Origin of the sequence: Xenorhabdus budapestensis, from assembly GCF_017743015.1 — a bacterium.
Taxonomy (GTDB): domain Bacteria; phylum Pseudomonadota; class Gammaproteobacteria; order Enterobacterales; family Enterobacteriaceae; genus Xenorhabdus; species Xenorhabdus budapestensis.
Genome location: NZ_CP072455.1, coordinates 3,044,486 through 3,057,434, shown reverse-complemented (window position 1 = coordinate 3,057,434; position 12,949 = coordinate 3,044,486). Strand labels below are relative to the sequence as shown.

Below are 12,949 nucleotides of genomic sequence, written 5' to 3'. Positions count from 1 at the left end.
GCGAATGGCGCGCACTCGTAGTCGCAGACGTGAGCTAAAATCCGAGATCAATATCGTTCCCTTGCTGGACGTGTTGTTGGTTTTGCTGCTGATTTTTATGGCAACCGCCCCGATTATCACACAAAGCGTAGAAGTTGATTTACCTGATTCGGTGGATTCCAAAACCGTCTCCAGTTCTGATAATCCACCTGTTATTGTAGAAGTTTCTGGGGTAGGGCAGTACAACATGGTTGTTAATCAGGAGCGTTTAGAATTATTACCTGAGCAGCAAATTATTGCTGAAGCTCAAACCTTGATGAAAGCTAACCCAAAAACAATTTTCTTGATTGGGGGTTCAAAGGAAGTCCCTTATGATGAAATCATCAAAGCACTGAATATGCTTCGTCAAGCGGGTGTGAAATCGGTTGGTTTAATGACTCAGCCTATTGGTGCCTGATGGCGGCTTTTACTTAAAGTTTCTGGATGTCGAGCGTGGGAAAGACAAACAAGCAAAACAGTAGGCTAAATCGTGCCATTATCATTTCGATTATTTTGCACATTATTCTGTTCGGATTCCTGATTTGGGGGTCTTTGAAGCAAAAAACAGAAATGGGAGGCGGTGGAAATAGTGGTACGGTGATTGATGCCGTTATGGTCGATCCGAATGCGGTAGTTCAGCAATATAACCAGCAGCAGCAACAGCAGGCTAATGCAAAGCTGGCTGAGCAGCAGCGGAAGAAAAAAGCTGAACAGCAGGCAGCCGAATTGCGTGCTAAACAGGCAGAAGAGCAGGAGCGGCTAAAAGCCGCAGAAGAAGAGCGGATAAAAGCACAGCAAGCCGCGGAAGAACAGAAAAAGCTGGCTGATACTGCGGCGGCTAAGGCCCGTGAAGAGCAAAAGATTGCCGAAGAGGCTGCTGCTAAAGCGAAAGCGGAGCAAGAAAGAATTCTGAAAGAGCAGGCAGAAGCTCAGAGAAAGGCAGAAGCCCAAGCTAAGAAAGAAGCAGAAGAAGCAGCGAAACGAAAAGCTGAAACCGAAGCGAAGGCAAAAGCGGAAGCAGCGGCAAAAGCTAAAGCTGCTGCTGAAGAGAAAGCTAAAGCTGAAGCCAAATCTAAGGCTGAAGCCCAAAAAGAGGCTCAGGCAGTCGATGATCTGCTTGGGGGATTAACGTCTAATGCACCCAAACAGCAAGGTGGAGCCTCCGCTGCAGGTAAAGGCGGTAGTAAGAAAAGTGGCGTTTCTGAATCGGATATCAATAATTATAAAGGGCAAATTCGGGCCGCTATCCAGAAGAATTTTCGTGATCCGAGTTTGTACTTAGGGCGTACTTGTGATTTGAGCATAAAATTGGCATCAGATGGTATGTTGATTAGTGTTCAGGCTAATGGTGGCGACCCCGCATTATGTAGGGCTGCAATTGCCGCGGCGAATCAAACCAAAATGCCACGTCCACCAAGTAAAGAGGTTTATGAACATTTCAAGAGTTTCTCACTAGACTTTAAACCACAGTAAGGTAAATATTTGGTGGAAATGTGTTATTTATTAGATGAAACTTCGGATAATTTATTTACATAAATAAAATTATTAGATTTTATTTATGTATCTGGTTTTGTTTGTTGGCGTTTGTTAGAATCCGGCGGATTATTGCTGGCATATCGATCGCGATAAGGGAGAGATGATGAAGCAAACTTTTAAACTGACGTTTAAAGCATTATTGGGTTTTCTGATGCTATGGGCAACGTTTGCTCATGCAGAAGTTCGTATTGAAATTACAGAAGGTGTTGACTCTGCCCGTCCTATTGGCGTTGTTCCATTTAAATGGACTGGTGCAGGTAATCCGCCAGAAGAAATCGGTTCAATTGTTGCTGCTGATTTGAGGAACAGTGGGAAATTTAATCCCATTACTCCGGATCGTATGCCGCAACAACCTACTACAGCGTCTGAAGTAACACCTGCGGTATGGTCTGCGCTTGGAATAGATTCTGTAGTTGTGGGGCAAATTCAACCTGCCGCTGATGGTAAATTTTTGGTTTCCTATCAGTTGGTTGATGTAGCTGGGACACCGGGTTCAGTATTGGCGCAGAATCAATTTCCAGTTGAGAAAAAATGGCTACGCTATGCTGCGCATACAGCCAGCAATGAAGTATTTGAAAAGCTGACAGGTATTAAAGGCGCATTCACCACTCGTATAGCTTATGTGGTTAAGAGGGCTGTTACGAATAAGTATTCGTATGAATTGCGTGTTTCTGATTATGACGGTTATAACGAAACTTCGGTACGCAGTTCAGCAGAACCTTTAATGTCACCGGCATGGTCACCAGACAATTCTCAACTGGCATATGTGACATTTGAAGGTGGCCGTTCTTCTCTGGTTATCCAAACATTGGCAACAGGAGCAATTCGTCATGTAGCTTCATTTCCTCGCCACAATGGAGCGCCAGCATTCTCCCCTGATGGGGCTAAGCTCGCTTTTGCGCTATCTAAAACAGGTAGTTTGAATTTGTATGTGATGGATTTGGCTTCAGGGCAGATTCGTCAAATAACTGATGGCCGCAGTAACAATACTGAGCCGAGCTGGATGCCGGATAGCCAGACACTGGTCTATACCTCTGATCAGGGTGGTCGTCCACAATTGTATAAAATCGATATTAATGGCGGTGCTCCACAACGACTGACTTGGGAAGGTTCACAAAACCAAGATGCTGATGTGAGTCCAGACGGTATTTTTATCGTTATGGTTAGTACAGCGAGTGGCAGTCAGCACATCGCCAAACAGGATCTGGTAACGGGATCTGTCCAGATTTTGACAGATACGTTTCTAGATGAAACGCCGAGTATCGCACCTAACGGCACTATGGTTATTTATAGCTCCACTCAAGGGTTGGGGACTGTATTGCAGCTAGTTTCGACTGACGGGCGTTTCAAAGCGCGTCTTCCGGCTACCGATGGACAGGTTAAATTTCCTGCCTGGTCGCCGTATCTGTGATGCATAATAAGTATGTATGGCAAACTATAAAAGGATCAAAGAGATGCAACTGAACAAAGTGCTAAAAGGGCTGATGTTAGCTTTACCAATCATGGCCGTAGCAGCGTGTACTAACACTAACAAAAATGGCAACAATGATCAGTCTGGTGTAGGCACTGTTGATAATTCTTCTAAAGCAGGTTTGTCTGCTGAAGAATTAGCACGTCAGCAGATGCAAGAGCTGCAAAACAATAACATCGTATACTTCGGTTTCGATAAATACGACATTAACAGCGAATTTGCTCAGATGTTGGATGCACATGCTGCATTCCTGCGTAGCAATCCATCTGTTAAAGTAACTATTGAAGGCCATGCGGATGAGCGCGGTACTCCTGAATACAATATCGCTCTGGGTGAGCGTCGTGCAAATGCAGTTAAAATGTATCTGCAAGGCAAAGGTGTTTCAGCTGACCAGCTTGCTATCGTTTCTTATGGTAAAGAAAACCCAGCTGTACTTGGTCATGACGAAGCAGCATACGCTAAAAATCGTCGCGCTGTAATCGTATACTAAGAGTAAGGCATGAACAGTAACTTCAGACGTTTTGTATTGGGTCTGTCGTTATTGGTTGGCGTAGCGGCTCCTTGGGTCGCTACCGCCCGAGCGCCAATCAGTAATGTCGGCTCAGGCTCCACAGATGAGCGTCTTTCCCAATTAGAGCGTATTTCCGACGCTCATAGTCAGTTATTAACTCAACTCCAGCAACAGCTTGCTGATTCTCAGCGTGATATTGATACACTCCGAGGCCAGATTCAGGAAAATCAGTATCAATTAAATCAGATCATTGAGCGCCAGAAAGATATTTATCAGCAGTTGGATAAAATCACTAACCCTTCAGGTGCAGAAAACGATAATGCAGCTACTCCAGTGGAAAAGCGGGCTGATAATCAGCCCGCTGCCGCCACTAGCACAGGAAGTGAAAAGGGAGATTATGATGCCGCTGTCGCTTTGGCTATCAATACTAAGGAATATGATAAAGCTATCGTAGCATTCCAGAATTTTGTCAAAGTTTATCCTAAGTCGAAATACTTACCGAATGCCAGCTATTGGCTAGGCCAGTTGAATTACAACAAAGGTAAGAAAGATGATGCGGCTTATTATTTTGCGACCGTAGTGAAAAATTATCCTAAATCACAGAAAAGCAGTGATTCTCTGTATAAAGTTGGTTTGATCATGCAGGAAAAAGGGCAAAAGGATAAGGCGAAGGCAGTTTATCAACAGGTGGTTAAGCAATACCCTGGTACTAGTGCGGCTAAAATGGCCGAAAAAAAGATTGCAGGAATGTAATAATTATCCCCAAGAGGTTATTTATCGGTCTTTTTGGGGATAATTGGCCGATTAATAGGCGTTTAAACGGGGTTTGATAAAATAAACGTTGCGCCTCGCAGAGAAATCAGTAATATATGCCGCCGTTGGCAAGCAATAAGAAAAGCAATGCCAGACAAGATTTAGATGGGTCGTTAGCTCAGTCGGTAGAGCAGTTGACTTTTAATCAATTGGTCGCAGGTTCGAATCCTGCACGACCCACCATCTAAGTTTCCATCAGACACTCCCCAGATAGATCGTTAGCTCAGTCGGTAGAGCGGTTGATCTTTACTTAATGGGTTGCAGGTTCGAGCCGAAATTAACTCCTCTATATCATATTAAAAACTTTAAAATATTTGAAGACATTCGCTTACAGATTGGCTATCTTGTTTAGTATGTAAAACAATGTAGGGCAAAATAGTCGATTTTCATCTTAACTTTACGTTTTCTGTATTAATATACTAAACATCATTTATGGTTAAGGATAAGAAAGCATGGATTTTTTCAACATTCATAACATATTGGTACATATTCCGCTAGGAGCAGACGGTTATAACCTTTCATACGTAGAAGCTGTTGGTACAATTGCGGGCTTATTATGTATTTGGCTCGCCAGTCAGGAAAAAATTATTAATTACCTGTTTGGTGTGATTAATGTGTCATTATTTGCTGTGATATTTTTCCAAATTCAACTCTATGCCAGTCTTATTCTACAAATCTTTTTCTTCGCCGCTAATATTTATGGCTGGTATGCCTGGAGTCGGGTCAACGAACAGAAACAGATAGAATTAAAGATCCGTTGGCTAAACCCTAAACAAATGCTCAGTGTGGCGGTAGTTTCTATCGTTTTCATCCTGATCATGACATTCAATATTAATCAGATCTTTGGTTATATGGCAAAAATTGTGGTTCTTGCCTTACAGGGTATAGGATCTAATATTACCATGCCGAATTTACAGCCAGATGCATTCCCATTCTGGGATTCAGTGATGACAGTGCTATCAATAGTGGCAATGATTTTAATGACCCGTAAGCATGTGGAAAATTGGCTGATATGGGTGATCATTAATGTTATTAGTGTAGTGATTTATTTCTATCAAGGTGTTCTGGCTATGTCGTTGCAGTACATTATCCTGACGGGGATCGCTCTGAATGGTGCTCGTTTGTGGATCAAAGCAGCTAAAAATAATGAATAAAGTGTAATCTATTAAAAACGCAAACTAACAGTTAGCGCAGGCTATAAGTCATTAATTGGCTTATAGCCTGTTATTGATATTTCGTTTATTTGCTCCATCTTGCAAGTTCCTGCTTTATTAATTTAATCATCTGAATCTACATAATTTTTATGTATATTCTTATTCTTCTATGAAAAAAGTTCTTTTCTTACCTACAAAGATTATTTACAGAATAGCGCCTAACAGTTAGATTGAGATCACAAAATTATTTCAAATAACTGTAAACACATTAGGTGGAAGGTCGATGAATTACCAGAATGACGATATAAAAATAAGGAAAATAACAGAATTATTACCACCAGTTGCATTGCTCGAAAAATTTCCTGCAACAAAAGATACTGCTATTACTGTCCGTGAAGCTCGTGAAGCTATTCATAACGTTTTAGCGGGTGAAGATGATCGGCTATTGGTAGTAATTGGCCCGTGCTCAATTCATGATCCAGAGGCTGCATTGGAATATGCAGAGCGCCTGAACAAATTACGTAAGGAATTGAAGGCAGATTTGGAAATCGTGATGCGGGTTTATTTTGAAAAACCTCGTACTACAATCGGTTGGAAAGGGTTAATTAATGACCCGAAAATGGATTGTAGTTTTGATATTAACGATGGATTACGTGTAGCACGTAAACTTCTGATCGATATTAACGATATGGGATTACCAGCAGCAGGTGAATACCTTGATATGATCACACCTCAATATCTTGCAGATCTCATGAGCTGGGGAGCAATAGGAGCGCGTACAACAGAGTCCCAGGTTCATCGTGAGTTGGCATCTGGTCTTTCTTGCCCGGTTGGTTTTAAAAATGGTACTGACGGTACAATAAAAGTGGCGATTGATGCTATTAATGCAGCCAGCTCACCACACTGTTTTCTGTCAGTGACTAAATGGGGCCACTCTGCAATTGTTAACACCACAGGTAATCAGGATTGTCATATTATTCTGCGTGGTGGTAAGGAACCTAATTATAGTGCTGAACATGTCGGTGCTGTTAAAGAAGGGTTAATAAAAGCAGGATTGGCGCCACGGGTAATGATTGATTTTAGCCACGCAAACAGCGCGAAGCAATTCAAAAGGCAAATGGATGTTGGCACTGATGTTTGTGGTCAGATTTCCGCAGGAGAAACTGCGATTATTGGTGTGATGGTTGAAAGCAATCTGGTTGAAGGCAACCAAAGCTTGGATGGTGACGAACCTCTGGTTTATGGCCAAAGTGTGACAGATGCCTGCATTGGTTGGGATGATACAGAGACTTTATTGCGGCAATTATCTCAGGCTGTCAGAGCTCGCCGGGGTTAAAGTAGTATGAAAAAAGCCGGAGTGGTTTCCGGCTTTTGCTTATTATATTCAAGAGATAGTTTGAATTACTTCGCTTTACCTTGGTTTGCTACTGCGGCTGCTTTTGCAGCTATCTCATCAGCATTACCCAGATAATAGTGTTTGATTGGTTTCATGTTTTCGTCAAATTCATAAACCAATGGCACAGCAGTTGGGATATTCAATTCAAGAATTTCATCTTCGCCCATGTTGTCCAGATATTTCACCAGCGCACGCAGAGAGTTGCCATGAGCGGCAATAATGACTTTTTCACCGTTTGCAACACGAGGTCTGATAATTTCTTCCCAATAAGGGACAACACGCTCGATAGTGGTTGCCAGACTTTCTGTGACAGGAAGTTCTTCTGGTTTCAGGTTTGCATAGCGAGGATCATGACCAGGATAACGTTCATCATCTTTAGTCAGGTCTGGAGGCGTGATTGCGAACCCACGACGCCACAATTTAACTTGATCATCACCGTATTTAGCCGCTGTTTCAGCCTTGTCCAGACCTTGCAGTGCACCATAATGGCGTTCATTCAGTTTCCAGCTTTTTTCAACTGGCAGCCATTGCTGATCGACTTGGTCCAGAATATTCCACAAAGTATGAATGGCACGTTTTAAAACAGAAGTGTAGGCAAAATTAAAAGTAAAACCTTCTTGTTTTAGCAATTGACCAGCTTGTTGTGCTTCAGTGCGGCCTTTATCAGACAGTTCAACATCAGTCCAACCGGTAAAGCGGTTTTCTTTGTTCCACTCACTTTCACCATGCCTTACAAGGACCAGCTTAGTTACAGCCATAGCTTAAACTCCTATCATTACTTTTTAATACAAAATGAAATGTTTGCTGGTGGCATTATATGGTGCGATAGACTGAAACGGCAAACAATAGTCTCGAATCACCTGTTTTAAATCATATTTGGGCACATCTGGAGACAGTTGCAGCCTGATTATTCCTGCCATTTTTCAAATTGTAGCTTTATTGGCGATGTTCACTCATCTTGGTTACCTAGTATCTGTTATATAGATCTATGTTCCCCGGAGTTTGTTCCCTTGCCGTTGAACTGTATCTTGAAATTTATTGAGTATGGCTGCAACTGGAGATTTGGTTGGAATCAGATTCCGTTTAGCTGATTACTGCTTTTATCGGATAAGTGTAAAACAGCAGATGTAATACATTGAGCGTAAAGTGGAAGCCGACAGCTACCCATAAACGTCCACTCCACATCCATGCTATACCATAAATCAGACCCGCCAGTGTTGCGAAAGCCATCAGCAGGGCACCACCAGCAAGATGGGCAACACCAAATAGTAGCGAAGTTATGATAAGTGCAAAATAAGGGCTCATCCACTGGCTGAGTTTTTGTTGAATATAACCACGGAACAAGGCTTCTTCTGCCAATGAAACGAAGAAGATATTGGCAGCAACAAATACAGGAAACCAGTTAGGGAGATGGAGTTCAACGGATAATCCACCGAGAACAGTCGCGAGTCCTAATAACGCAGGTATAGTTGTGATTAATAGTGCCCAACCATGTGTAGGAGCATTAACCACCGGATTACGGCGGAATAAACTCGGCATGCAGCATAATAAAATAAAGGGGATCAAAGCTTTATCAAAATTAAAATACATGGAAAAAGGGGCGCTGAGTGGCCCAACTTGTACTTTATTCAGATATTTCAGGTTATGAAAACCGGGGATGTAATGTATAAATAACAAAATACTCACGATAACCAATAGCAATTCGGTAATGTTTTTACCGATAGCATGTTTTTTGGTATTGAAATAGATATGTGTTACACCCAACACACTTATCATTAATAGTGAGATAATCGCGGGATAGGCCAGCACGTGAGTGCTGATCCCAACAACAATCGCTAAAAGTGCAATGAAAAAAGCGATTTTTTGGCGAATATCTAGCAGTGCCAACGAAGCAGCAAGTAAAGTCCAGCCCATACAACTCTCGGTTATTTTTGAAAAAATAGGTAAATAGTCTAAAAATAGACTGGGATTTTATAGCAAGAGAAGAAAAATTCAAAAAAAATAATAAAAAATACCAAAAAAGTGTTCCGTACCATTCTGTGAACTGGCGCACAATCTTCTTCATTCGAGAGACGGTGCAGTGTGTAGACTTACCCTCTCTTAGTTTCATTTGAGAGGGGGTATTATTAAGTCATCACGAAAGTGAGCGAGAAGTCAGCTCTGTTTCATATCGGTAGACATCACCATCAGGAATGAATTTCAGCCGATGAGTAATACACTCAGGCGCATCTTCCTGGTGGTGAGAAACAAACAAAAGTTGAGTATCACCACTTCTAATCATGATATCAATGAAGCGCAGGACTAATTGACGATTAAGTGGGTCAAGCCCTTGTAATGGCTCATCCAGAATTAATAATGCCGGATGTTTCACTAAAGCGCGGGCAATCAATACCAACCGCTGCTGTCCCCACGACAAGCTATGAAATGGACTGTTTGCAGTTGCGCCGGATAAACCTAACAGTATTAGCCATTCATCAGCTAATTGTTGCTGGCGATCTGAAACTGCCTGATAAAGCCCGATAGAGTCGAAGAAACCGGAGAGGATAACATTGCGGACGCTGGTACTGACACGGTATTCGAGATGAATACTATTGCTGACATAACCAATATGACGTTTTATATCCCAGATAGTCTCACCACTTCCTCGTTGGCGGCCAAATAAAACCAGGTGATTGCTATAACCTTGAGGATGCTCGCCAGTGATCAGACTGAGAAGAGTGGATTTTCCAGCACCATTTTCACCGATGATTTGCCAGTGTTCACCAGGGATAATCTGCCAGTTCAGGCCATGTAATATTGGTTTATCGTTGTATTTAACAACCATATTGTGCATTGATACTAAAGGTTGATCTGCGGGGAGTTGCTTATCAATCCGATATTCATCTGGCTCTGGTAGTTGAATATTTTTTAGAGCTTCACTGTGTGCTAACTGTGCGACAAGAGATTCAGCCAAAATACGCTTTTTTTCTCCGGCTAACGTCAAATGACAATCGGCCAATACACCAATTTGTTCGACAAAATCAGGGATCTGGTTAAATCGGTTTAAGATTAAAACCAGAGTGATGCCTTTTGTGGTCAGAGTCTCTAATAACTGAGATAACTGATTTCTGGCATAAGCATCTAACCCGTCAAAAGGCTCATCAAGGATTAAAAGGTCTGGATCGGCCATTAATGCCTGGCAAAGCAATACTTTGCGTACTTCTCCAGTAGAAAGATATTTAAAACGGCGTGACAGCAAGTCTTTAATGCCAAAGTATTTTGTCAGTTCAAGGCACAATTCATTGTCTTTGTGATACATTTGGATCACTTCTGCGGCAGTACGTCCCGTATCTTCTTCTTCTCTGAGCAAACCTGTATTGTTGCATTGCCATTCTTCATCGATCAGCTGCTGAAGCTGCTCGAAAGAGAGTCGTATCGGAGTATGAAAAGAGCAATGTGTTTCACCTGTCAGTTGAGTTAATTCATTTGATAAAACACGAGCCAGAGAAGACTTTCCACTGCCATTCGCGCCGACAAATGCCCAGCTTTCCCCGGAAATAATTTTTAGTGACGGTAGCCGCAGAATACGGGTGTCACTTAAACGGAAACTACCTTGCTTTACTTGCAATTCAGACATTTCTATTCCTTTTTAAGCAACATCAACTAAAGGATCACAGAAATAAGCGTAATAATGTTCAATGTCAATGAGTAACCGTCTGTTATTCGTTATGGGTTGATATTTTAGGAAGGGAGGTACAAAAATTGTTACAGAAATCGTTACAACAATTGTCACAACAACAGTACAGATGCCCCTGACAGTAAGTATCAGGGGGCAAGCATCAATAACATATCGCTAATTAATATAGTGCTGCAATAATCACCTTATCTGCATTAAAAAGCGCAGTCACGGGATCATGCAGTTGAAGAGCCAAATCTTCTATTTCCTGATTGGATAACGTGACACAGAGCGATTCACCGCCATCAAGGGTCAGGATAATTTCACTGCATTGTTTTCCTGTTTCAATCTGGCTGATTTGGCCAGATAACCTATTCTCAAAAGAGATATTGTTGGAGGAAGTTGCAGCTACAGTGCCTTTTCTTAAGGTAATCCACGGAGCCTTAATTAAGGCGATCACTTCTTTGCCTTTTACCAGATTTAATCGGTTAGCGCTTTGCTCTGTTACCGCAACACAGATTGATGTTTTGTCATCAGCCAGCAGGATACGGATATTTTGCTGAATGTTCTCATAATCACGCTCGACAATTGTTCCGAAAAATTGATTTCTGGCACTTGTTTGCAGGGAAAAGCGGGATATGGCTGCCAACAGGCTATCCAAAGGCAATGAATCCTGATTGAGAACATCAAATGCTTTTTGCTGAATTTTTTCCAGCAGATCGTAGAGTTGTATCAGACGTTCACCATAACGTGTAAGTTGGGCACCTCCACCACCTTTACCACCAGTTGCACGATCAACCATTAACTCATCTGCGAGATGGTTCATTTCATTGATAGCATCCCAGGCACTTTTATAGCTGATACCAGCTTGCTTGGCTCCCTGACTGATGGAACCCGTGATTTTAATCTGTTTTAGTAACTCGATTCGTCGGGGATCGGCGAAAACCCGATGCTGCAATTTGAGTGTTAACAATATTTCTGCTTGCATAGTGATTTATTCAGGCAACTATTTGAAAGTTTTTACAGAATAACCATAAGAATCGCACGTTTCGTCGGTTACTGTTACCTTTTTATTGTCTAGAATAGCGAGATTGTCGTCTGTGCAGTACGTTGCTCTTGCTCTGATAGGGGAAAAGAGAGTTAAATACGGTACAGTTTATTTTGGACTAGATGATAGTCACTCATGATATGAGGTTTACATGTTTGAGTTGATTAAAAGTATGGCGTTTTCGCTGGTCATGGTTCCTGTTGTCATGGTAGTAATTCTGGGATTGATTTATGGACTTGGCGAGCTGTTTAACATTATTTCCAAAAATGAAACGAAAAATCTTGAACGGAAGCTTTGATTTCAGTTGATTGATTATCAGAGTTTATCTTACCCGGTTTTTCCGGGTAATTTTTTTGCTTTACGCTTTTTTCTCATCAACTGCCAGCTTTCAAATAAAAATTCTCCACATCTAGATTGCAACACCTGCCCTGAGTGAACACAAAAGCTAAAATTGGCTCACAACTTGCCGATTAATCTCAGAATAGTATTTTCATTTAACGTTGTATCTTGTTATATACAGCGCACCGTCTTGGTTATCATAAGTGGAATACAACATGAAAAAGCGCATCGCAAAGAATTTTTATCAGTTACTGACAGGAGCCGTAGTTTCTTTTGCACTTGTCGGAAATAGTTGGGCTGCGGAGAGAGTGACTGTTTTCGCTGCTGCATCATTAACGAATGCACTTAATGATATTGCTGAGCAGTATAAAAAAGAAAATCGGGGAGATATTGTCGCTTCTTACGCATCGTCTTCAACATTAGCTCGCCAGATAGAGCAGGGAGCGCCCACAGATATCTTTGTTTCTGCTGATCAACAATGGATGGATTATGTTTCTGATAAGAACCTCATTGTTGAAAATACTCGTCATACTTTGCTGGGGAATCAACTGGTCTTGATTGCTCCCAAAGAGAGTAAACTGAATAAAGTCGATATTAATCGAGAAACAAAATGGCAGTCTTTATTGTCTGGAGGACGTTTAGCGGTTGGTGACCCTGATCATGTTCCTGTTGGTATTTATGCCAAAGAATCCCTTCAGTATCTGGGAGCATGGAACTTGGTTAACCCATTGTTGGCTCGTACCAATAATGTACGCAGTGGTATGGCTTTGGTGGAACGGGAAGAAGTACCATTGGGAATTGTCTATGGTTCTGATGCCGTTGCCAGCAAGAAAGTGAAAGTGGTTGGTATATTCCTGCAAGAAAGTCATAAACCAGTGGAATATCCCATTGCAATTATTAAAGGTCATGAAAATCAGGCGGTACGTGATTTTTATGATTATCTCAAAACCCCTGAAGCCGTTAACATTTTCAAACGTTACGGTTTTAGTCCACTGTAGGAACTATTCT

Annotated in this window: 13 protein-coding genes and 1 tRNA gene; 10 read left to right on the top strand and 4 right to left on the bottom strand. The window is 41.8% G+C overall.

The annotated features are described in order from the left end of the window. Window positions 1-4 precede the first annotated feature (4 nt). The 8 genes from tolR (at window position 5) to aroG (ending at window position 6,839) form a co-directional block, all read left to right on the top strand. A complete protein-coding gene (gene tolR / locus HGO23_RS13370) occupies window positions 5-436 on the top strand; it encodes a colicin uptake protein TolR (protein WP_099134529.1) in 432 nt (143 codons plus the stop codon). 35 nt (window positions 437-471) lie between these two features. Next, window positions 472-1,491, top strand: coding sequence for a cell envelope integrity protein TolA (gene tolA, locus HGO23_RS13365; RefSeq protein ID WP_209026965.1), 1,020 nt, complete (start codon window positions 472-474; stop codon window positions 1,489-1,491). 166 nt (window positions 1,492-1,657) lie between these two features. Then, complete coding sequence (gene tolB, locus HGO23_RS13360; RefSeq protein ID WP_209026964.1) at window positions 1,658-2,965, top strand: Tol-Pal system beta propeller repeat protein TolB; 1,308 nt, start codon at window positions 1,658-1,660, stop codon at window positions 2,963-2,965. A 43-nt stretch (window positions 2,966-3,008) separates the two neighbouring features. Next, entirely contained in the window at window positions 3,009-3,515 is a 507-nt protein-coding gene (gene pal, locus HGO23_RS13355; protein WP_099134532.1) for a peptidoglycan-associated lipoprotein Pal, read from the top strand. A gap of 9 nt (window positions 3,516-3,524) precedes the next feature. Beyond that, entirely contained in the window at window positions 3,525-4,289 is a 765-nt protein-coding gene (gene cpoB, locus HGO23_RS13350; RefSeq protein ID WP_209026963.1) for a cell division protein CpoB, read from the top strand. 167 nt (window positions 4,290-4,456) lie between these two features. Continuing rightward, window positions 4,457-4,532: transfer RNA gene (locus HGO23_RS13345), tRNA-Lys, on the top strand. Window positions 4,533-4,801: 269 nt separating this feature from the next. After that, complete coding sequence (gene pnuC / locus HGO23_RS13340; protein WP_099134534.1) at window positions 4,802-5,503, top strand: nicotinamide riboside transporter PnuC; 702 nt, start codon at window positions 4,802-4,804, stop codon at window positions 5,501-5,503. A gap of 283 nt (window positions 5,504-5,786) precedes the next feature. After that, a complete protein-coding gene (aroG, locus tag HGO23_RS13335; protein WP_099134535.1) occupies window positions 5,787-6,839 on the top strand; it encodes a 3-deoxy-7-phosphoheptulonate synthase AroG in 1,053 nt (350 codons plus the stop codon). Window positions 6,840-6,904: 65 nt separating this feature from the next. Here aroG and gpmA read toward each other — a convergent pair whose 3' ends face one another. The 4 genes from gpmA to modE all read right to left on the bottom strand — a co-directional run bounded on the left by gpmA (window position 6,905) and on the right by modE (window position 11,542). Further along, window positions 6,905-7,657, bottom strand: a complete 753-nt coding sequence (gene gpmA / locus HGO23_RS13330; protein ID WP_209026962.1) for a 2,3-diphosphoglycerate-dependent phosphoglycerate mutase — start codon at window positions 7,655-7,657, stop codon at window positions 6,905-6,907. Window positions 7,658-7,982: 325 nt separating this feature from the next. Next, window positions 7,983-8,813, bottom strand: coding sequence for a CPBP family intramembrane glutamic endopeptidase (locus HGO23_RS13325; protein WP_099134537.1), 831 nt, complete (start codon window positions 8,811-8,813; stop codon window positions 7,983-7,985). Between the two features lie 220 nt (window positions 8,814-9,033). Next, on the bottom strand, window positions 9,034-10,515 hold the full coding sequence (gene modF / locus HGO23_RS13320; RefSeq protein ID WP_209026961.1) for a molybdate ABC transporter ATP-binding protein ModF: 1,482 nt from the start codon (window positions 10,513-10,515) through the stop codon (window positions 9,034-9,036). Window positions 10,516-10,735: 220 nt separating this feature from the next. Then, window positions 10,736-11,542 carry a molybdenum-dependent transcriptional regulator gene (gene modE, locus HGO23_RS13315; RefSeq protein ID WP_209026960.1) on the bottom strand — a complete coding sequence of 269 codons (807 nt, stop codon included), beginning with the start codon at window positions 11,540-11,542 and terminating at the stop codon, window positions 10,736-10,738. A 211-nt stretch (window positions 11,543-11,753) separates the two neighbouring features. On the opposite strand from modE, the gene HGO23_RS13310 reads away from it, so the two are divergent. Continuing rightward, window positions 11,754-11,900 carry an AcrZ family multidrug efflux pump-associated protein gene (locus tag HGO23_RS13310; RefSeq protein ID WP_099134540.1) on the top strand — a complete coding sequence of 49 codons (147 nt, stop codon included), beginning with the start codon at window positions 11,754-11,756 and terminating at the stop codon, window positions 11,898-11,900. A 256-nt stretch (window positions 11,901-12,156) separates the two neighbouring features. After that, window positions 12,157-12,939, top strand: a complete 783-nt coding sequence (gene modA / locus HGO23_RS13305) for a molybdate ABC transporter substrate-binding protein (protein WP_209026959.1) — start codon at window positions 12,157-12,159, stop codon at window positions 12,937-12,939. Window positions 12,940-12,949: the final 10 nt, after the last annotated feature.

Excerpts from the sequence above, each read along its gene's own strand:
- HGO23_RS13325 (WP_099134537.1), bottom strand. The coding sequence starts at position 8,813 with ATGGGCTGGACTTTACTTGCTGCTTCGTTGGCACTGCTAGATATTCGC.
- aroG (WP_099134535.1), top strand. The coding sequence starts at position 5,787 with ATGAATTACCAGAATGACGATATAAAAATAAGGAAAATAACAGAATTA.
- pal (WP_099134532.1), top strand. The coding sequence starts at position 3,009 with ATGCAACTGAACAAAGTGCTAAAAGGGCTGATGTTAGCTTTACCAATC.
- modF (WP_209026961.1), bottom strand. The coding sequence starts at position 10,515 with ATGTCTGAATTGCAAGTAAAGCAAGGTAGTTTCCGTTTAAGTGACACC.
- modE (WP_209026960.1), bottom strand. The coding sequence starts at position 11,542 with ATGCAAGCAGAAATATTGTTAACACTCAAATTGCAGCATCGGGTTTTC.
- cpoB (WP_209026963.1), top strand. The coding sequence starts at position 3,525 with ATGAACAGTAACTTCAGACGTTTTGTATTGGGTCTGTCGTTATTGGTT.
- HGO23_RS13310 (WP_099134540.1), top strand. The coding sequence starts at position 11,754 with ATGTTTGAGTTGATTAAAAGTATGGCGTTTTCGCTGGTCATGGTTCCT.
- pnuC (WP_099134534.1), top strand. The coding sequence starts at position 4,802 with ATGGATTTTTTCAACATTCATAACATATTGGTACATATTCCGCTAGGA.
- gpmA (WP_209026962.1), bottom strand. The coding sequence starts at position 7,657 with ATGGCTGTAACTAAGCTGGTCCTTGTAAGGCATGGTGAAAGTGAGTGG.
- tolB (WP_209026964.1), top strand. The coding sequence starts at position 1,658 with ATGAAGCAAACTTTTAAACTGACGTTTAAAGCATTATTGGGTTTTCTG.
- modA (WP_209026959.1), top strand. The coding sequence starts at position 12,157 with ATGAAAAAGCGCATCGCAAAGAATTTTTATCAGTTACTGACAGGAGCC.
- tolR (WP_099134529.1), top strand. The coding sequence starts at position 5 with ATGGCGCGCACTCGTAGTCGCAGACGTGAGCTAAAATCCGAGATCAAT.